20 protein-coding genes are annotated in these 20,563 nt (G+C 41.7%); 11 read left to right on the forward strand and 9 right to left on the reverse strand.

Features of this window, described 5'->3' with window-relative positions:
* Window positions 1-66: 66 nt before the first annotated feature.
* Genes thpR through EYM_RS04085 form a run of 3 tightly spaced genes read left to right on the forward strand, consistent with a single transcriptional unit; the run spans window position 67 to window position 2,683 of the window.
* Window positions 67-627, forward strand: coding sequence for an RNA 2',3'-cyclic phosphodiesterase (gene thpR, locus EYM_RS04075; RefSeq protein ID WP_083495042.1), 561 nt, complete (start codon window positions 67-69; stop codon window positions 625-627).
* Complete coding sequence (gene cca / locus EYM_RS04080) at window positions 624-1,964, forward strand: CCA tRNA nucleotidyltransferase (RefSeq protein WP_083495043.1); 1,341 nt, start codon at window positions 624-626, stop codon at window positions 1,962-1,964. The genes thpR and cca overlap by 4 nt, the downstream gene beginning before the upstream one ends.
* A complete protein-coding gene (locus EYM_RS04085) occupies window positions 1,952-2,683 on the forward strand; it encodes a hypothetical protein (RefSeq protein ID WP_075049796.1) in 732 nt (243 codons plus the stop codon). The genes cca and EYM_RS04085 overlap by 13 nt, the downstream gene beginning before the upstream one ends.
* Here the strand turns inward: EYM_RS04085 and EYM_RS04090 are convergent.
* A complete protein-coding gene (locus tag EYM_RS04090) occupies window positions 2,658-6,647 on the reverse strand; it encodes a hypothetical protein (RefSeq protein WP_075049797.1) in 3,990 nt (1,329 codons plus the stop codon). The two genes, EYM_RS04085 and EYM_RS04090, sit on opposite strands and share 26 nt — an antisense overlap.
* 78 nt (window positions 6,648-6,725) lie before the next feature.
* Between EYM_RS04090 and EYM_RS04095 the strand changes: the two genes are divergently transcribed.
* Window positions 6,726-7,331 (forward strand): helix-turn-helix domain-containing protein, encoded by a 606-nt coding sequence (locus tag EYM_RS04095; protein ID WP_075049798.1) that lies wholly within the window; start codon window positions 6,726-6,728, stop codon window positions 7,329-7,331.
* Here the strand turns inward: EYM_RS04095 and purQ are convergent.
* Genes purQ through EYM_RS04110 form a run of 3 tightly spaced genes read right to left on the reverse strand, consistent with a single transcriptional unit; the run spans window position 7,315 to window position 8,939 of the window.
* Entirely contained in the window at window positions 7,315-7,980 is a 666-nt protein-coding gene (purQ, locus tag EYM_RS04100; RefSeq protein WP_075049799.1) for a phosphoribosylformylglycinamidine synthase I, read from the reverse strand. The two genes, EYM_RS04095 and purQ, sit on opposite strands and share 17 nt — an antisense overlap.
* Window positions 7,946-8,230 carry a phosphoribosylformylglycinamidine synthase subunit PurS gene (locus tag EYM_RS04105; protein ID WP_075050617.1) on the reverse strand — a complete coding sequence of 95 codons (285 nt, stop codon included), beginning with the start codon at window positions 8,228-8,230 and terminating at the stop codon, window positions 7,946-7,948. Before EYM_RS04105 ends, purQ begins: the two co-directional genes overlap by 35 nt.
* Window positions 8,231-8,240: 10 nt before the next feature.
* Window positions 8,241-8,939, reverse strand: coding sequence for a phosphoribosylaminoimidazolesuccinocarboxamide synthase (locus EYM_RS04110; protein ID WP_075049800.1), 699 nt, complete (start codon window positions 8,937-8,939; stop codon window positions 8,241-8,243).
* Between the two features lie 917 nt (window positions 8,940-9,856).
* Between EYM_RS04110 and EYM_RS04120 the strand changes: the two genes are divergently transcribed.
* A complete protein-coding gene (locus EYM_RS04120) occupies window positions 9,857-10,369 on the forward strand; it encodes a hypothetical protein (protein WP_075049802.1) in 513 nt (170 codons plus the stop codon).
* Window positions 10,370-10,374: 5 nt separating this feature from the next.
* Here EYM_RS04120 and EYM_RS04125 read toward each other — a convergent pair whose 3' ends face one another.
* The 5 genes from EYM_RS04125 to leuS are packed head-to-tail and all read right to left on the reverse strand — an operon-like array spanning window position 10,375 to window position 16,758.
* Complete coding sequence (locus EYM_RS04125; RefSeq protein WP_075049803.1) at window positions 10,375-11,565, reverse strand: Nre family DNA repair protein; 1,191 nt, start codon at window positions 11,563-11,565, stop codon at window positions 10,375-10,377.
* Window positions 11,562-11,774 carry a hypothetical protein gene (locus tag EYM_RS04130; RefSeq protein ID WP_075049804.1) on the reverse strand — a complete coding sequence of 71 codons (213 nt, stop codon included), beginning with the start codon at window positions 11,772-11,774 and terminating at the stop codon, window positions 11,562-11,564. The genes EYM_RS04125 and EYM_RS04130 overlap by 4 nt, the downstream gene beginning before the upstream one ends.
* On the reverse strand, window positions 11,758-12,735 hold the full coding sequence (gene radA, locus EYM_RS04135) for a DNA repair and recombination protein RadA (protein WP_075049805.1): 978 nt from the start codon (window positions 12,733-12,735) through the stop codon (window positions 11,758-11,760). Before radA ends, EYM_RS04130 begins: the two co-directional genes overlap by 17 nt.
* 60 nt (window positions 12,736-12,795) lie before the next feature.
* Entirely contained in the window at window positions 12,796-13,620 is an 825-nt protein-coding gene (locus tag EYM_RS04140; RefSeq protein WP_075049806.1) for an MBL fold metallo-hydrolase, read from the reverse strand.
* Between the two features lie 45 nt (window positions 13,621-13,665).
* Window positions 13,666-16,758, reverse strand: a complete 3,093-nt coding sequence (gene leuS, locus EYM_RS04145) for a leucine--tRNA ligase (protein WP_075049807.1) — start codon at window positions 16,756-16,758, stop codon at window positions 13,666-13,668.
* 328 nt (window positions 16,759-17,086) lie between these two features.
* On the opposite strand from leuS, the gene EYM_RS04150 reads away from it, so the two are divergent.
* From EYM_RS04150 to hisI, 6 genes are all read left to right on the forward strand, one after another.
* Window positions 17,087-17,305, forward strand: a complete 219-nt coding sequence (locus EYM_RS04150; protein ID WP_075049808.1) for a 30S ribosomal protein S17e — start codon at window positions 17,087-17,089, stop codon at window positions 17,303-17,305.
* A gap of 7 nt (window positions 17,306-17,312) precedes the next feature.
* Window positions 17,313-17,618 carry a 30S ribosomal protein S24e gene (locus tag EYM_RS04155; RefSeq protein ID WP_075049809.1) on the forward strand — a complete coding sequence of 102 codons (306 nt, stop codon included), beginning with the start codon at window positions 17,313-17,315 and terminating at the stop codon, window positions 17,616-17,618.
* Between the two features lie 6 nt (window positions 17,619-17,624).
* Window positions 17,625-17,798: a 30S ribosomal protein S27ae gene (locus EYM_RS04160; RefSeq protein ID WP_075049810.1), complete on the forward strand. Its 174-nt coding sequence runs from the start codon at window positions 17,625-17,627 to the stop codon at window positions 17,796-17,798.
* Between the two features lie 45 nt (window positions 17,799-17,843).
* On the forward strand, window positions 17,844-18,839 hold the full coding sequence (gene kae1 / locus EYM_RS04165) for a KEOPS complex N(6)-L-threonylcarbamoyladenine synthase Kae1 (RefSeq protein ID WP_075049811.1): 996 nt from the start codon (window positions 17,844-17,846) through the stop codon (window positions 18,837-18,839).
* 123 nt (window positions 18,840-18,962) lie between these two features.
* Window positions 18,963-20,108 carry a WD40 repeat domain-containing protein gene (locus EYM_RS04170; protein WP_075049812.1) on the forward strand — a complete coding sequence of 382 codons (1,146 nt, stop codon included), beginning with the start codon at window positions 18,963-18,965 and terminating at the stop codon, window positions 20,106-20,108.
* On the forward strand, window positions 20,108-20,500 hold the full coding sequence (gene hisI / locus EYM_RS04175; protein WP_075050618.1) for a phosphoribosyl-AMP cyclohydrolase: 393 nt from the start codon (window positions 20,108-20,110) through the stop codon (window positions 20,498-20,500). The genes EYM_RS04170 and hisI overlap by 1 nt, the downstream gene beginning before the upstream one ends.
* The last annotated feature ends 63 nt before the right edge of the window (window positions 20,501-20,563 follow it).

The raw sequence follows: 20,563 nt of genomic DNA on the forward strand, positions 1-20,563 counted from the left end.
CTGGGAGAATTAACCTGTATAGAGCAATACGTCTACTTCAAGCGCTTATTGAATGGGATGATAACAATGGGCAAGATAAGAACGTTTATAGCAGTTGATGTTGAAGGTATACTCGCTTCGAAACTCGAGAAGTTAGTTGAATCAATCAAATCCACCGGAGCACCGGTAAAGGGAGTTGAGGCTGAGAACTTTCACGTTACGTTGAAATTCATAGGCGAAATAGATGAGGAAATGATCGATACTATTGAAGAGATAATGAAACATTCGGTTAACGGTATCGAGCCACATAAAGTAGTCCTCAAGGGCATAGGAGCTTTCCCAAACCCCTTTAGACCCAGAGTAGTTTGGGTGGGACTCGAGGGCGCCGAAAAACTCACAACAATTTCTTCGAGACTCACGAAAAGCTTGAGAGAGAAGGGGATTAAGGTGGACACCAAGCAGTTTGTCCCGCACATAACTCTAGCTCGAGTTAAAGGTTACAGGAACATAGACAAACTATCTGAATGGATAGAGACAATGAGGGATATAGAAATAGGGGAATTGGAGGTGAAGAAAATAAGACTTAAGAAATCAATCCTTACTCCACGCGGTCCAATATACGAAACCTTGAGGGAGGTTGAGCTTTGACCTTACTTCATAAAATTCTCGAGGAAAGCGTTCTAGAGAAGATCAGGCCTACCAAAGAGGAATACGAGAAAAGAGACAAGCTTTTCAGGAAGATAAAGGAAGTAGCTGTTAGAGTTCTCAAGGATGAAAAGGTTGAAGCTGAGGTCACTCTCCAAGGGAGTGCAGCCAAGGAAACATGGATAAGAAACAATTTAGAGCTAGATGTATTCGTATTATTTCCCGTAAGTACAAAGGAATGGCTAAAAGTGACTGGCCTAAGAATAATTGAGAAGATCGCTGAAAAAATTGGTAAATACGAGATACGATACGCGGAGCATCCTTACGTGAGGTTGAAAGTTGAGGGCGTGAAAGTAGACCTCGTCCCGGCCTTCAAAGTAAGCGACGGACGCGAAGCGATAACTGCTGTAGATAGGACGCCATTTCACACTAAGTGGGTAATAGAGAAGTTGAACGAAATGGGTGAGAACTCACGTGATGAGGTCCGATTGTTAAAAGCTTTCTTTAAGGGAATAGAAGTTTATGGGGCCGAAATTAAAGTACAAGGCTTCTCGGGTTACGTTACAGAGCTCTTAGTAATAAACTATGGTGGATTCGCGGAAGCTTTGAGCTCTATTTCTCAATGGCGACCACCAGTTTTCGTGGATCCAGGGAACTTCGGCTCGAAAGCTAAGTTCCTACACAAGTTCCGTGGTTCACCGATGGTACTACCCGATCCAGTTGACCCCAATAGGAACGCGGCAGCTTCAGTATCACTTGAATCTCTAGCTTTGGCTAGCTTGGCTAGTTGGAGGTACATAACTAATCCGTCACCAAGGTTCTACTTTAAACCACCAGCACCAGATGTAAAGGCAGAAAGGCCTACTTACTTGATTAGTTTTACATTGAATCCCGGATATCCTCCGGAAACCATCTGGGGTGAGTTAAAGAGAATATCTAGATCACTCATATCGACTCTCCGCAGAGCAGGTTTTGAAATAACGCGATACAAGTTATGGAGTGACGAAGAGAAAGAGGCGGCCATAGCTATAGAGATGATTAATGACGTATTGAGTCGCGAGGTAGTCCGGATAGGTCCACCAATATGGGAGAAGAAACATCTCCTAAGTTTCTTCACTGCACATGATAAAGTGTTAGCGGGGCCTTGGGTAGAAGGCGATAGAGTGTACTTGATAGAACCTAGGGATGTAACTTCGTTTACGGAATTCGTAAGAGGTGTAATAAGTCGATATAGGTCAAAGAGCATAAATTTGGAAAGCGTTGAAATTAAGAAGATACTTCAGCCTAAAACTGAATGGCTTCGGTGGTTTGTTTACGGGAAGTATTGGTGGTGGACGTAGAATGCTACGACATCGACGAGTTTCCAGTATGCTATCCTCAAACTAATGGGTGTTTTATTAGAGACGAACTCAAGAAAAGCAACATCGAGTGCGCAATCTCCTATGGTAGGCGAGAAATCGGCGAGTATAAGGTCTTAGGCATTGGATTTAGAGGCTTGGTTTTCCTTGCGAGACACTCTACTGGCATAGTTGCGGTGAAGGTTCCCCGAATCGATCGGCTTTACGATATGAGACAAGAAGCCTTAAATCAAAAGTTAGCCTATCCCTATGCACCGAAAGTGTATGAATACTCGAAATACTTTCTCGTTATGGAATACATTGAGTGTCCAGATCTATTAGATGTAGTTCAAGGACTATTGGCGGAAGATAACGTTCAAAGCATCAGAAAAGTTGTTTGCGATGTACTAAAAGCGGGCTATCAGCTTGATCAAAGAGGTATAGATCATGGAGAATTGGTTAGACCATGGGACCACGTTAAAGTGTGTAAAAACAGAGTGGTCTTTATAGATTTCAATAGCTCATCTATACATAGGAGACCTTCGAACTTAACCTCACTAATTTCGGCCTTGTTACTAAAGCCCTCACTTCCTTCATCTAGAATAGCTAACCTCCTAAACGTCGATAGAGCTAAACTGATAGAATTGTTAAGGGTTTATAAGAAAACACGAAACGAGCATTCTTTTAATAGGATTATCAAGATGGTGTGCCTATTAAATTAGCGAACCATATGCTTAGCGCAATCAACGTAAGCACTATTGTAATGGAACTTATCGCAAAGGACATAGCTTGAAGTACGTTACCTGGTGTTTGAGTAGAGCTGACAATTCCAATTGACAGTAGCATCGCGCTAGAGAGTAGTATTACTAAAGGTAGTTTCCTCCAAGGGTTCCAGGGCTGTATAGTACCACTCCTCATGAGCTTTGGTAGAACTTCCTCAATGGGTTGCACTTTTTCAGATTCAATAGGCTTACGATTCTCTTCTACTTCCAGTTGGATAATTGAGTTTCCGAGAGGTACCATTAGTTCTTTGCTTCCTATTGTCACCTTAATTGATTCCTTCGGGTATACTAGTGCCACGGCTCCATTAACTTCTAATTCATATTTATCGTCAATCTTTATCTTCGCTTTACTCAAGTCTTTAAATAAGCTTCTCGATTCTATTATTTCAATGATAGTTGAATGGTAATCGTACTTTAGTGGATCGTCTAGATATATAACTACTGGAGCCACGAGCTTCTTAAATCCTTTCGATATTAAGAGCGGTGGCAACGTAGCTTTGTGAACTATACCATTTTTCTCTATTACCTCTAAATCTATGTTCCCTGAGAGCCATTCATATGGAACCATGACAGTAGTAGTTCCGTTTACCGAATATTCTAGGTAGGTGTCGTTTGAATAGAGTTTTAGTTTAACATCATAGGGCTTTCCATACTTAAGCACAGTAAAGGTCACGGTCGCATTAACTGGTGCAACCTTTTGGGGCGTAGGGACGTCTATTACAATCGTAGTTCCGTCTAACTTTACGTTATAAATCTTATCGGAAACTTGTAATACTGCGGAATCGCTCGGTACGATGATTATGCCTACGCCGTTGTCCAATCGCACCGGGATACCATTTATCTTTATTATAGATGGTATGGGCGTGCCCTTGTACTGGGTAACGACTGTAGCATATCGGTAATTCGGATTTGTCTGGTATCCTTTGCAAATTATGCTAATAGATGCTGGTACTTTATTGTAAGATAACTTAACGCCCCTGATCGTGTTGTTATCAATTAGTATGGTCAATGGCGTTTCGAGCCATTGCTGGGGTATTAGTACTGAAGTCTTATTTTGAGATAGTACGTAATTAAGCGAGTACATTCCATCGGTTAACACAAGGTTAGTTCCGTTTAATCCGTAGAGATACACGTTAATTGGTGTGTCTAGAGGATACGGCGGTGGAGATCGTGGTAGCTCTCTTTTGTAGGGAATCTTTATGATAATTTCGTTACCGCCTAAGTTGAACTTAAGCTTTTTATTCAATACCGTTAAAGTTACTTCCTTTTTAGGGTATACGAGAACTATTGAGCCGTTTATCTGAAGGTTGTATTTATCATCGAGGATTACGTCTACGTTTGCCGGTTTGTTAACCTCATCGTAGACCGCAATTATCTTGGACGAGTAATAGTTGTAACTAGGTGTCTCTTTAATTAGAATATAGAGAGGGGATTGTATAGCAGTTCCATTGAAGTTGGTCAGTAGAGGAGGTATCTGCGTCTTGTGAACGTTTTGATTAACTATAATATTAAGTAGAAGATATTTACTGAGCCAATCTGAGGGTATTGCTATGTACGTACTGCTAGAGTTAACGAAATACTTTAAGTATTCCTCTCCGTCCGATATTGAAATTATTGCGCTTACAGGTCTTAACATGTGAATTACCATGTATGCATCTAGATTACTCAAGTGCTCTTCAGATGGAACCTTTAGGTAGACGGTCTGGCCGTTTAGAGCTATGTTGTATTCCTTCCCATTAAATGTGATTTTCAAGAGCTTCTTTGGATATACAATGACAGTTGCACCATTTACTGGGAGCCGATACTTATTGTCTAAAATTACGATTCCTTTAGTTACGTTTCCTCCTTGATCTTCGACTACAATTCTTACAGTATAGTAATTATAGAAAGCATACGTTGTATTGACGAATATATTTATATCAGAGAGACTATTTCCTACTTTTAGAACTGGTAAGGTGAAGTTTAACATCCTAAGCGTATTGTTCTCATTTACTATCAGTGTAGCCGATAACGTACTTGAGACCCAGTCCTTCGGTAGAGCTATTATTGTCTCATTTGAGATAACGTAGCTTAGAGTGTATATATCTTTTCTTAGTTTTAATATGCCATTTTCAGCACCATGAAGGTTTAGTTTAATCATCTCAGTTAAAGGCTGTGGAGGTATAATTGTCTCGTTCCTTTGTTTCTTGTATAAGATAGGGAGCCTTATTTCATTTATGCCGAGTGGCACAAGTAAACTTGACTCGGAATCGTCACTACCGATTACTCTCAATGGCAAGACTGGGTAATCGGGAACGATTAGCTTGAATCTATCCTTCTTTACTACTACCCAGCTATGCCCACTGTTGCAACTGACGGAAAGCGGTGACGGTAGCTCCGAGTAAACCTCAATGGTGTGACCGCTCTTTACGCCATTACCTGGACAGAAGGCTACCCAATCTCCATCGTTTACTCTAAAGGTTGTATAATAGGAATTGTTTACCTTGGCGTTGATATCGACTTTACACGGAAGGAGCACGTATTGTGGATATGGTCCTACTTTTAGTCTCATTAAAGTAGAGTTGAAGTATAAGTCTACGGATATAGGCTCCGGTGAAACTAGGAAGGCGCCACAAGCAGTATAGGATACGGGTTTCGGTACTTTTACATAGACGCTTGTTGTTGTTGGCGATATAACTAGGCTTTTAGATATCCTACTTCCATTGAGAGAGGCTATCGATATTACTTGAGTTGTTGGAGGTATCGCTAAATAGCACTCTTTAGGACATTCTACTAGGTTTGAATCTATTATCAAGGCAAACTTTTCATCGGATTCCACTTTGACCAGTCTTAGTACTGGTGCATTAGGTATTACGATAATTTTGGAATTGGAAAGCAAATCGAAGGATGTTATTAATGTACTGTTGTTTACCCTAAGTATAGCATCTCCAGAGCACGGTATTGCTAATCTCAAACTGACGTAGGGTGGTGCGGTAGAGCGTATTTTTAGGCCCTTTAGTGACTCTATCAGAATCGAATTAGATTGATTCGATGCTACAACGATCTCACTTTCACACTCTAACGAGTACTCGGAAGTCCCCAGAGAGGACAGTTTCTTAACAGTATTGCAAGAGAGTGGTACTATTACGTCTTTCGCCAAACTTTCGTAATATTGCCATGAGGTTACCGGAAGGAACTGAAAATCATTGAAAACAGATATTACATACCTAATCGTAGGGAAAGTAAACACTATCTTCGTTATTCCTCCTATATTTAATATTTGTGGAGGCGATGACGGATTGACGCTAGTAAGGATTAGCTTGGCCTTGTTGCAGTTAGCTAAATAGTATTCTGCTAGGTCTCCTAATTCCGAAGAACTTTTTGCTGATAACTTAAAATACGCATTCTCACCACTGCTGAGAAGAATTATATGTAACCTCTCATTGAAATTCTCTGAACCTCCTTCTACTTGGTATACACTGTATCCATTAAAGAAGGTGCTCTCAGATGTCATAGTCATCGAATACTTGATGGAATAGAGTACATGACCATTCGGTAAGAGAACAGGTTCGTTAAACGTCACGTTTTTGGAGATAATTCGAGATACTCCGATAAAGGGAAATATGGATTTGGTTACGCATCTAGCTATAGAAATCAATGGCGTTTGCTCGATTAAACATCTAGTTAGGTTGCGTTCAATCGCTTCTTCCACCTTCTCTTGAAGGGATTTAGACACAGTTTCAACGCTTACTTTCAAATTATTGAATTTTAAGTCTCTTATACTTAGATTGCCGTCAATTGATACGTGCATGTATGATGGTTTTAAATAAGTTAACGCTGAGGGATTCGAATAATCTATTGTCAGATTAATTTGCATTGAATTGACTACAATTAACACCATCAAGAGTGCTATTGTAACCCTCATTGAAGTTATTCCCAAAATGGGGATGTATAGATAAGTTAGTAAACTATTTGCCTACCATACTAAATTGGGATAAAGAAAATGGTAGGCGAAAGCATTTCTCTTAAAGAGGGCGATCTAATTGAGATAGACTTAAGTCACGTACCCTTACGTCCATCTTCCAAGAAAGAGATCATGGAACTAGAAACAGCTCTAATTATTGGAACAATATACAGACCAGAAGTGTTACAGCTTATCCTCGATCCAGTAGAGAAGGCTACTTGGGTAGACAGTTTAGCTGTCGCAGCAGGAGCTCTAGCAAGAGAGAAAGCAGGCTACCCTATCTCCAAAATCGCAGAGGAGCTTGGTAGAAGCGAATCCACTGTAAGGAATCATCTCAAAGGCAAAACAAAGGCAGGAAAACTCGTGCGTGAAACATACGAACTTCTTGCCAGAGGTGAACTGAAGTTAGTAATTCCAATTAAGGGCGTCCTAGTAACTCAAGATAAAATTAAGGAACTCGAAGAACGCGTCAAAGAACTAGAGAAAGAAAACGCTGAGCTTAAGGAAAAACTTCAGCAAACAGAGACCCAAGAGAAGGTGGAGGAACTAATGAAGAGAATAGAATCTCTTCAAAAAGAACTAGAAGAGAAAGAGAGAATCTTGTCAGAAATAAGGAAACTTGTATGTACTACCATCCATTCTTAAGCGATTCCCTTAAACTAATCCAAAGTTTCTTACCCCCCGCCGTTCTCTTAGGAGGTACTAGTATCTCTTCAGCAGCTCTTTCTGGATGAGGCATTAGTCCGACGACATTAGGGTGCTTCTCAGAATATAATCCGGCAACGTTCCAAAGGCTACCATTTGGGTTTTCAATGTACCTAAACGCTACAGACAACGGTTCAGTAACTGAAAAGAATCTACCTTCTGCATGTGCGATTGGTAAATCAATCACCTCGTTTTCTTCATATTCTCTTGTCCAAGGCGTCTTAACTGACTCTACCTTAACTTTTACCCACTTACAAATAAACCTATTATTGATATTGTGTAATAATGCGACATCACCAAATATTCCTCTCTCAACTAACATTTGGAAACCGTTACAGATACCCAATACAGGTTTCCCTTGCTCTATTGCTATAGAAACCTCTTCCATAGCGTTTGAACGCGCAGCAATCGCGCCGGCTCTTAGTCGGTCTGCGTAACTAAAGCCCCCCGCTAGTACTATTGCGTCGTAATCCTTTTCCTTGAAGTCTTTATGCCAGACTATTTCAGCCGTCATTCCATAAAGTCTAACTACGTGTGCAACGTCTTCGTCTCCATTAGTACCCGGAAATTTGAGTACTGCTACTTTTATATAACCTCACCTCCATCTCATGAATCACTGGATTAAAGATTCTTAACTCCTTACATAATCTAGTTACTTTCTCAATGGCAGATTCTTCGCTGTCAGCAACGACATTAAATAAGAACCACTTCCCAGTTCTCAAGGAAGTTACGTCTTTTCCCAGATTGGAACGACTTACTAACTCATTAAATATCGTTTCTGCTTCTGGATCTCGTGCGACTTTTTTGTTTCGTATTATTACCTCTACCTGGTATTCCATTGATGTCAACTCATAGCACCTTTATTAGGTCATTTAAGAGCACTTTATAGGCATCTAAGGTTTCCCTACCGCTTTTTCCCTTCCGGAATAGGTCTTTATCGTAAGAGGATCCATCTTTCCACGCTCTGAATACGTCGGGACTTAATTCATCTATTAATATGAACTCATCCCCCCTTTTACCGAACTCTAATTTTAGGTCAACTAGTTCATATCCGGCTCGTTCGAATAATTCTCTGAGAATATCATTTATCCTTAACGAAAGGTCTCTTAGGTGCTTAAGTTCTTCCTCACTTAATAATCCGGCAGCAATTGGATCATCGTATGAGAGTAAAGGATCATGTAACTCATCACTCTTGAAATGTATTTCGAAGATAGGTTTCTTCAATTTCTCACCTTTCTTAAATAATGGCATTCTCTTAAGTAAACTTCCGAAGGCGTAGTTTCTGACGATGAATTCCAGTGGAAGAGGTTCTGATCGTAGTGCTATTATTTTGTTAGAATCTCGGCTTACAAATTGAGTCGGAATGCCTCTCTCATTTAAGTATCTCATTAAAACCTCTGTGAAGATTGCATTAACTTCGCCTTTACCATTCACAGTCTCTATTTTTTCGCCGTCGAATGCAGAGAAGGTATCTTTAAACTCAAGTAAAACCTTGTCTTCGTCTAACTTGTATACCCTTTTGGATTTTCCCTCATATAGAAGATCCAAAAACCCACCTCAGGCTAGAACTAATTATACTTAATAATTTAACTTCGTTTGAGGTCTATATGAGCAAAAATTTACTTTACACAACGATAATCATTCTAAGTTGCTTAGGAACTGTAAACGCAGTCTATTATAGTGCCCCAAGGACTCTGACTATGGTTTTTAGAAACGGGACAGACATCTATACTATCATAAATTGGCAAAAGGATTTACATCTCGAGGGACAAGCATCAGTTATATACAAACTGAAGATAGTAACACAGACCGTTACCCCGACTAGTTGCATAGTTGTTATAGGCACGAAAGTGTTAGATGCACCAATAATGGACGCTGGAAACTACTTCCTTGTTTCCTTTCCAGAGAAGGCTGAACTTATGCAATGTAGTGGAATCGCGGAGATGAATGAGACCTACGTAGGTAAGGAAGTCGTTTTGGACGTCTTTGTTACTATTAATACAGCTACATTTTATTCTCTTAGGCAAATTATCAGTATCACCATTGCTCATGATGAATGGAAAAGAGTAAACTGGACGCAAATACTCCCATCTCCAGCAGAACTCATGCCTAGTTGTGAGGTCCGTTGTTCACAAGTCTATGCTACGATGTACGTAAGTCGAGGAGCAATTACTAGCAGCGGCAAAATCGTCCTACCAGAAACATCTTTCAAAGCAATGGGTTTCTTAAAACCGTGTTTAGGAGAAATTCCCATTCTGAGTATTAACGAACTAAGAACAATCACGTATAACTTCGTTACTTCGTTTACCCCTATCTTTAAACCTCTCGAAAACGCAAACAGTGAAACGTCTTCAATACCAATTGTCAGTTTAATGATAATCATGTCCTATTCAATATGGAGGCTAAAAGGTAGAAGAAAGATTATTACTTATGTTTCGCATGAACGGAATGGTTAGAGTGAGAGGATGCCAGAGTACACGGCAAAGGTTTATAGAAAAGACAACACTGTATACTTAATACTGATCAGAGGTAAAAGAAGGGAATATATCCATCGCTGCATAGGCTTTGTGATTAATGGGAACGAAATAAAATCAATTGATGGTAAAGTAGAAGCTCGCCTACCATTTGACGTTGATCCCGAAATAGTAATTAGAGCGTTACAGACCATTGGTGATTGGTTCATTAAAAGATTATCTCAAGGAAGAGGAAGAATAGGGTATTTAACCGAGATTGCAATCAAACATGTAGTTTACATGCTTTGCAAAGAAGAGAAAAAGAAACAAGGAATTAAGCAAACGGAGTGCTTGAAGCAGTCCGAAGTTAAGACAAGTCGCGGTAAGGTGACATGGAAGGCTATATACCAATTATATTCGAATGCGAGCGATCTTGAAAAATCTCTATCAGAACCTAATTACTGGGAAGGCGAGTTGCCTGAAGAATGCACCGTACAAGTAAGTGAAACTTCCAGTGATAAGTAATCGATTTATGACTCGTAATCCATTAGTTTTCTTTGGCTAAGTAGTTTAGAAGAACTCAAGAACGGCATCTCATTCAACACAATCTTTTGGAATTCCCTCTCATCTAATTTAATTCCACTTAAGGCATTACGTACAGCGAGTTTTACGCCTTCCCTAACTTGCCATACTCCTAAAGGTAAGTAGTAGTCCTTACTTATTTCTCGTATCACCAGTACCGACGCGCTAGTGCCTTCTTCTGCTAAAGCCTGTAATGCCCCTGCCTTAGTTGCATGGAATCCACCATCGGAAGGATCTGATGCTTTAGATGTAGGCAGTGGACCTTCATAGTTATAAATAATTACATCTTTATTAGGGCTCCATAAGGTCCCTTTCTTCCATATTTCAAACATTTCTACTATTGGAGGTCCTGGCTTCAATATAACTATATATCTATTACTGTAATGTTCATATGTTCCTAGATGAATAGAATTAACCCACTTTCGCTTTAATATGGTTTCCTTTAAGTGTTTTGAGATAATTTGATCTACAGCCGTAATTGCCCATCTCGTCGGCACCAATTTCTTTCTTTTTCCCAATAATCCCAAGCTCAATGCTTTTTGGAGGGCGTAAACGTCTCTACCGTACTCGTAAAGTTCCCTTAAAGCCACTTCGGCCTTTATTCTTTCCTCGAACTTACGTTCTATTAAAGAATCGACTTTCGGATTAGATTGCACCTTTACCTCTTGCGCTCGCGCGCTTGGACCTATCGGTGCAATTAAGCCATCTAATTTCGGTGGAATTACCTTACCTTCTATTCTAGCTTCTACGTCTACGGGTTTTTCTGAAATTCCCGCCCAGATTACCTCGTTATCAAGTAATTCCTCAACTCTCCTCACATCTACTTTTTTAAATGGGTTAAGCATCTCCATTCTGAGATTAGCTACTTCCTCTAAACCTAGCCTCATTCTGACCCACTCCGTAGGTGCATCGCGAAGCCTCGGATCGCCGTAAGGTGAAAGGGAGAGCGCTAGCGGTACCTTAGGGTACCCGCTCTCTCCTACTAAGGGGGATGGCGGTGAAGGGGCATCAGCTACGTGACCTTCCCATCTGGCTCTATTGAAGGCGCGTAGCCTTTGAAGTATCGGGCACCGAGGTAGACCACATAATCTCTTGTAACCCTTACACCTCGCACATAGATCTGGATCTATACGCTTCAAAATTCACCTTTTTCAGGTAGCGAGAACAACTCTTTTGAGTTTGACCTAATTTTTCTAATCAATCCTTGTCTTAGAGCTTCAGCAATTATTTTCCTCGCCTCTACTGCATTGTATCCCTTCGAGGCCATTTCCTCGATTATCTGCAATGAGGTGAGCGGACCCTTACTCTTTTTAAGAACGTCTATTAGGTCTTCAATCCTCTGGGTCACGAATACCACACTCCGTTATCTCGAAGACGGTCTCTCCCTCGGGTAAGTGTGGCGCGTCTACCATTCTTGCTATTCTCTTGTTGCCTCTACTCTTCTTTAACTGTACTCTGACGCCCGGCGCATGGTAAAGTACGTGACCACCTACTGCTTGAGTAGGATCACCATAGAATACATCAGGCTTTGCCATCACTTGATTCGTAATAACGACGGCTACGTTATATATTTCGGCTAGTCTACTCAGTTGATGGAGATGCTTATTTAGTTTTTGTTGTCTAACGGCCAAGTTCTCTCTACCTGGATATTCTGCCCTGAAGTGACTAGTTACCGAGTCCACGACGACTAACCTAATATTTTCCTTAGGAACTAATCCGAATAGCTCTTCAACTACAGCCATTTGATGATCGCTGTTAACCGCCCTCATATAGTATATGTTCTCCATTGCAAGTTCTGGATCCAGGCCCGCGCACCTCGCCATTTGTTCTATTCTTTCCCACCTGAAGGTACCTTCGGTATCTATGTAAACTGCTTTGGCGATGTTTTCCCCTTCCGTGAGTCCTCCTTGGTCAGTAGGCAATTGGACGTTAACGCTTAATTGGTGAGATATCTGGCTCTTACCGCTTCCGAACTCACCGAAGAATTCAGTAATCGTTTTAGTTTCAACTCCTCCACCTAGTAATTCGTCCAAGTTGCTCGAGCCGGTAGTTATCTTCTTCAAGTTCATTCTTTCCATTTTTACCTCCTTTGCCGTCTTGAAACGTATGTCTAAGAGCTCCCTTGCAGCCTTTATTATTTTGTGTGCCGTAGCGAGGGGAATCCCTGCAACTGATACGAGCTCCTCGGGAGTAGCTACGGCTATTGCCTCTATAGTAGTATAGCCAGCTTCTACTAGCTTAGAGGCTGTTGTTGGCCCGACTCCCGGTAGGTCTGCTATAGACCTAGGTCTGATCTCGTTTTCACTCATTTCTTCCAGTCCCCGAAAGGTGATTTGAGGTTCAGATAGGTATATTAATTAAGGCGTTACCTAGAAAGAGCATCTCACTCCGGGTCCTCCTTGGCGATAACTATCTCCAAGTTCCTTCATTAAGACGTATTGGGCTATTTGACCGGTGCAATGAGTAGGTATTACTAACTCGGGGGACTTGGAAGCGAGATATTTCGCAACCTCGCGTATCCTCTCTTCATTAGCTCCAAGTAAGTGTAAACCACCTATCAATGCTCTCAAATTGCTTGAGTTAGTTACTTTAAGTCCGTATTCAACTACGTTTTCAACACCGGCATGTCCGCATCCAGTTATTACAACGAGACCCTTCGGCGTCTTAACGTATAGTGCTGCATCGTCCTTCACGAGATCTTGAACTATTCCCTTTTCGGGATCTAGTCTATATACTAAACCGCTATGGCTAGGTCCCCATTCCCTCGGTATCTCGCCAGAGAAGTATACGCCATCAACTAACTCCAAAGGCAGTCTCGTTGTTATGACGGGGACGCCTAGTTGATCTTTCTTGAATGGAATTCCTATTTCTCTTAGTACACCATTTATTCTAGCAAACTTCGAATCGAATGCGTCCGGATGAACCACTATGGGTGCTCTTGCGACCTCTAAAACCTTTTTTAAACCACCTGTATGGTCTCTATGACCGTGACTGATAACTATGTAATCGGGCTTAAGTTCTACGCCTAATTTGCTTGCATTGTGTAGTAGAACGTCGCCAGTAAGCCCCGTATCGAAAAGTATTTGAACGTCCTCTTTTTGTAGGAGCGCAGCAAAGCCGTATTCCGCAAGAAGCTCTTGGGTTAACTGAGGTATTAGACCAGCGTAAACGTCTGAGAGTATAGTTATTTCCACGAAAGTATCCCCGTAACTTTACGTGTTAATGAGAGAAAATAAGGGTTATTCGACGTAAACAGCAGGCTTCGTCGGAAGAGGTTTCTTCTTACCTCCTTCTTCAGTTATCTCTATTGGTGCTCCAACTCTCCTTTCTAGGTAGCCCTTGAACTCTTCTACGGACTTCTTTTCATCGAACTTGCCCTCTAGTATAGCGCTTCTCAATGATTCGGGAAGCGATTGAGCTATTTCAAATATTTTCCTGAGATCCTTCGCCTTAGACTTCCCGAATATTTTAGTTCCTTCAGCCATGAACTCCCTCATACCTTTTCCTTCCTTCAAGATCTTCAGCGCCAATCTCAACATGTTATAGCTTTCCTCATCAGCGAATTGTAGCTTGATCTTGCTTACGTTAGTAATCTTAGCTACTTTAATTATCTCCGTTATATCGTCTGCTAACATGTCGACGAACTCCTTCTTAGCTATAATTGATTTATCCATGTAATCTCTTTCTACTCTAGGCCATCCTTCGTTTAGGACGAACGTTGAATTGCCTAAGAGATGCCACAACTCTTCTGCGAAATATGGCGTGAAAGGTACCATTGTTCTAATCCATCTCTCAACAATGTATTTCAATACCCATTTGCTCGCATCAGTTAAATCGCCTATAGTGGATTTCACCTCGTTTACATATCGCTTTATTTCGTTCAATATTTCGAAGTATATCGCGTTAGCAGCGCTTCTTAGACGTAACTCATCCATCCAGCGAGTTATTTCATCCAACTTATGAACGAAGTAGCTCATCATCCATGCATCTAGCGATTTCAGCTCCTCGGGTTTCGGAACTTCTCCGAAAGTTGCTACCAGTTCTGCTATCTCCTTAATGCTACTGAGATTACTTAAGACCCTGCCAACTACCTCTTCGCTAAAGTCGGCATCGCCTTCCAATTCAGCGCTATATAGTAACGCCAATCTAACTACATCGGGAGAATACTTTTTCGTTGCTTTGTATAGAGGAATTATATTGCCTAAGCTCTTACTCATTTTCTTTCCTTCAAGCGTCACGAAACCGTTCACAACTATTTGCCTGGGCCAGAGATCTTCTGGGAATATAGCTGCATGGTTGAATATGAAGAACGTTAAATGATTCTTAATTAGGTCCTTGCCTGAATGCCTAGAATCCAAGGGGTACCAGTAAGAGAAACTCTCCCTTGCCTTCACTAGTACGTTCGGATCCAGACCATATTTCTCACTTAACTCCTTTACTTCGCCCTTTCCTAGCAAAATGTACTCCCATACCTCAGGTTTCAACTTATCTGCGCTTACACCACTTTCTCTTAGAATGTGAACTACAGTATAGAAGGCCATATAGATAGTTGAATCGCTTAAGCTTTCTATCACCCACTTCTCATCCCAAGGTAGGGGCGTTCCAAGTCCCCTGGTCCTCGCGCACGCTCTTCTTTGAAGCCACTCAATTGTTTCCTCGAAGTCCCTCCTAAACTTTTCTGGGATTATTTTCATTTGGGATAAGGCCGTTCTAGCTAGACGCTTCCATTGTTCGTCGCCATAATTGATGAACCACTGATCTTCTAGAACTTTCACAACTACCTCGTTACCAAACCTCGAATAAACTGGTCCGTTCTTTATTTCGTAAAATACGTCGCCATAGCCCATTGCCTTTAACCATTCAGCCGTAAGTTCTCTAGCTTCGGGAACGCTCTTTCCTGCCAACAAGACTCTTAAGGCTGCTGCGAGTTTCTCATCCTTAATCCTTTCGAAAACGCTGGGGTCCATTTTTCCCTTTCTGAACTCAATCAAGTATACCCTTGAGGTCGCTTCAGTTAATTTGTCCTTCTCTAGTTGCGATGATATGTTTAGTTCTCTTATAACCCTTAAGACCGGTAATTCGTCTTCTCCGGGAACTTCTATAACGCGTATCAACGAAATGTTCTTGACTATGTCTGCGTATTCCTCATTTCCCTCTAAATCCTTCAAGGCTATGTAATCGAAAGGCGCATGGGCAGGTACGCTCATAACTACGCCAGTAGCTATGTTCGGATCAACAAAGGTGGCTGGTAAGACCGGTACCTCATCTCCAGTGGCTGGATTGATCGCGAATTTCTTTAACAAATCAGTTCCTTTTACAGAGCCGATCTCTCTAACTCCCTTCTTTTGGAAACCTATCTTATAGGCAGCTTTGGGACTGAGGACCCATTTCTTCCCTTCCACTTCAACGATTTTGTACTCGACTTCTGGATGAACCCACATGTTAGTTACGCCGAAGACTGTCTCAGCTCTCAAAGTGGCAGCGGGAAGGTATAGGTCCGAGTCTTTTAATTTGAAGAGTATGACGTCATAGTCCTCTATTTCGGGTTCAACGTCGCCTAACGTGTCATGCTGACTCACTGGAGTATTATATATGGGATCCCAAGCGACTGGATGAGTACCTTTTTCTATGTACCCCAATTCCTTGAGCTTATAGAATTGCCATACTATGAAGCTCTTGAAATCGTCGTCTATAGTTCTAAATTTTCGGCGCCAATCTATCATGTAGCCCATTTCTTTCATGCTTTCTTCAGTAATAGAAGAGAAGTAATCCGCCATCGTAAGCGGATCTACTAGTTTCTTTACATCATTTAGAGGTAAATCGAAGACTATTACGAAGAGCGCTGTTTGAAGAACAGCATCGGCTTCGTTACTTCCCACCTCACCTAGACCGAGCCTCTTCAATTCTTCATTTAGGGCCCTATGAAAGCATGAATTAAAGGAACACTCTCCTCTCTCGAGGTAAGTTCTGGCTTTATTCCATATGGTACGTAGGAACTCGCTTAGGTCGACCTTACCTTCTACCTTAGACAGGACTTCATTAGCTATCTTAACTTTTTCAGACATAGCTATTACTGGTGTTCCAGTATAGTGAAACCCCATAGGAAACAATACGTTGTAACCTTTCATTCGCATATATCTCGCGTAAGCGTCTGTTATACTATAAGTTCTGGAATGGCCTAGGTGCATGGGGCTGTTCGGATAGGGGAACGCGGCGGTTATGAAGAACTTGGGTTTATCGCTTACGTCTGCTTCGTGAAGCTTCGCTTTTTCCCATTCACTTCTCCACTTCTTTGCTATTTCGTTGAGGTAATCGATGAAGCCTTTGCTCATTTCTCAAATACCCGCTTCTTCAGATATGTCGAGGCAAAAACGGTTTCCCTTTGTTGACGCGTTTCCGAAACGTAGTAGACCCAGAGAGAATTTATTAAAAATCTCTTTCAACGGTTTCTCCAGGAAATTCGAGGTATTTCATCAACAACTCGTCTATTTCGGGAATTCCGGTCACAACGTTATCTAATTGAAGCGTCTCGCTCACGCGGAGCCCCGCTCTGGGATCTAGACGTTGGAAAAGTTAATAAACAAACAAATCTCCATTTCATAGAGAAGAAATGAGACATATTATTTAAAACCTTCGCAGAAGGAGGAGGGGGCTGCGAAAATGGGAAAGATCCGGATCAATGTAGTGAAGAGGACGGCACGAAAACTTTTGAACATGTATCCTGATCTATTTATAAGAGATTTCGAACACAATAAAAAGGTGGTCAACGAGCTAATAGAGGTTCGTTCGAAGAAACTAAGAAACCAAATAGCTGGATACATAACCCATTTGAAGAAAGTTGAAGAAAGGAGGCAAAAGATCGAACTAGAGGAGAGGTGAGGCCTAGATGCAAGAAATAGTATCTGAGAACTTCACAATTCACGTCGTTGAAGACAGATACAATCCATTGATAGAAAGACGAGAACTCTCTATAGTTATCCACCACGTAGGTAAGTCCACTCCAAAGCGATGCGAAGTCAAGGAAGCGATCGCCAAATCGTTAGGCATTGATCCAAATCTAGTGATAGTTAGGAAGCTCGTAACGGAATATGGAATAGGAAGAACCAGAGGAAAGGTTCACATTTACAACAACCAAAAGAGATTAGAAGAAATTGAGCCTCAAAAGGCGATAAAACAGAACCAATGTGGGTGATAGACCATGCCGAAACACGCGCAAGTTAAGCCTCATAAGCTCTATGAAATAGATCCAGAGACTGGGACCATAAAACCGAAGAACAAGAAATGTCCTAGATGCGGTAGTTGGATGGCCCATCATCTGAAACCTGTTGAAAGGTGGCATTGCGGTAAGTGTGGATACACTATTTTCGTTTAACCACTCTAGAAGCCCAGCTCATCACTTAGTTGAAAGGTGAAGTTTTTGATAGTACTTGGAATTGAGAGTACAGCCCATACCTTCGGTGTAGGAATAGCCACTGATAGGAAACCTTATATATTAGCAAATGTTTTCCATACATATGTACCAGAGAAAGGTGGAATACATCCAAGAGAGGCTGCGCGCCATCACGCTGAATGGGCCCCGAAACTTCTAAGACAAGCTTTGGACGAAGCAAGGATTAGTATTAGAGACGTCGACGCAATCGCATATAGCGCAGGTCCGGGATTGGGACCATGCTTGAGAACAGGTGCGGTTGTAGCTAGAGCTCTAGCAGCGAAATACGGAATGCCTCTAGTACCAGTTAACCACAGCCTAGCTCACATAGAAATTGCGAGGTTATACACTGGCTTCGAGAGACCTTTGAGCATATACGTTTCGGGAGGAAGCACTATTATCGCCACTCCCGGACATCGAAGATACAGCGTCTATGGGGAGACCCTAGATATCGGTCTGGGAAACTTGCTAGATACGTTCGCGCGGGAAACCCAGTTAGGTCCACCATTCGTGAAGAACGGCGTTCACGTAGTCGAGCTATGTTCCGAAGGAGCGAAGGAACCGTATCCTCTACCTTACACGGTATATGGAGTAGACTTATCGTTTTCGGGTCTTTTGACAGCCGCATTGAAAGCTTGGCAAAGGGGTTACAGAAGCGAAGTTTGCTACGGGCTCTGGGAAACGGCATACGATATGGTTCTCGAAATTGCCGAAAGGGCATTGGTTCATAGCAAATTAGAAGAAGTAGTGTTAGTAGGAGGCGTAGCCGGTTCGAAAAGGTTACAAGAGAAAACTACGCTTATGGTCGAAGAATACGGTGCGCAATACAAACCTATTCCTTATCAATACGCTCGCGATAACGGGGCCATGATAGCGTGGACCGGTTTACTGCTTCTTAAATATGGTATCAGAGTTAAACCCCTCGAAGCGTTAGTTTATCAGAGATGGCGTTTAGACGAAGTGGAGGTTCCATGGTTAGATTAGGGAACTTGAAAGGATGTGGGAGGCCTTTAGGTCTGAACGCGAGATGATGAGGGATCAACCGACCGAAGAAGCGGTTTCGCTTAATATATTCGTTTTAACAACTTCATTTCGGAAGTGACTCAAATGGAAGAGGGGAGAATAAACTTAAACTTAGCGTGGACCTTCCCCCTCGAGAGAGGGACCATATCTCTTAAAGCAAATGATGAGAATACAGTTGCTATATCCGTTTCAATGCCTCCCACTAACTTACCTTCTGACATTTCGCAAACTAGGGGTTACGCTTATCTTGTAAGAAGGATAGATGGTAAAATAGTTAGTTGGAGATACGAGGCTCTCATGGGGTTTAATTGTACAGCATTCGATCCGATGGGTGATAGGGTAATTTACGGTAATGACGATGGTAACCTTTACGTCTTTGATTACGAGGGTAATTTAATAGATCAAAGGAATTTCGGATCTCCTATTCATGCATGCGTCTTCTCTGCGGACGGTAAAAGGCTAGCAATATCTCTAGAAGGCGAAGGAGGAGATAAGGTAAGCGTTTTGGATTCAAGTTTGGAGTACCTATGGGAGTTTCTCGCTAACGATAACGTATGGAGCATGGCTTGGAAAGACGACGTCCTAGCTGTTGCTAGCCACGATGGAAACGTATACTTGGTCAAGAAACCAACGATTATTTGGAAGGAGGAGGTAGCTGAAGCTGTTAATAGAGTGAGTTGGTGCGGTAACAAGCTGGCTGTAAGCACTTTCAAGCCCGGATCCATTATAGTTTACGACACAACAGATATAGAGAAACCGGTGAGGGTTATGGAATACTATTCGGGTCTCGAAAACGTTTGGGGCCTCGATTTCGATACGGACTGCAAATTGATTGCGTTCGGTGATCTCATTACTAAGAGATTTGGAATCATTGACTTAGAAGGGAACTTGATCGTTAATAAGCACTTAAATGATGGAATTCAATCCTTGTCATGGGAAGAATCCAACATATTCTTGGCTCATAACTCTCTATGGGTTCTGAGTGTTGAGAAGTGTACTCCCCTTTCCAAGGCGGGGGTCCTAATAGATCACGTAGTTACAATATCGTTTAAACTAGAAGAGAGTGATGTTGCGGAGATATCCAGCGTTCTCCATCACCTCCTAGGAAGTCCACGGTACGTATATGTTAATGATAAACTCTTGAAGGTAAGTGTTGTTAAGGGTGATCACCTTTACATAAAGTCTCCCTTCGAAGGGGAAGTTGAAGTTAAGAGGGTGAGAGAAGTTTGATGAAATTAAGCAAAGAGAAGGCGGAAGAAATTGCTTCCACGCTAAACTATCGGTGGCCTGACGAAACCGTAGTAGCAGTTGCACAGGAATACCTAAGCGGCAAGGTTCTCATGGTTGCTTCAATGAATAAGGAAGCAGTTATAAGAACTTTAACCACTGGGGTAGTTCACTACTGGAGTAAAAGTAGGAAAGAGCTGTGGATAAAGGGAGCGACGAGCGGTCATATTCAAGTGTTAGAGAAGTTCTATATTGATTGTGATAGGGATTCGGTTCTACTGATTGTACGCCAAGCATCTCTAAAGGCTTGCCACGAAGGGTATCACTCATGTTTCCATTATGAAGTAAAAGAAGATGGAATCCAAGTTAACGATCAAATTCATTATAAAGAGTAAAGGGTATTGACCTCGCTAACCACATTAATATTTCCTAGCGATATTAAAGTGACGAGGAAGGAG

The organism is Ignicoccus islandicus DSM 13165, from assembly GCF_001481685.1.
Lineage (GTDB): Archaea > Thermoproteota > Thermoprotei_A > Sulfolobales > Ignicoccaceae > Ignicoccus > Ignicoccus islandicus.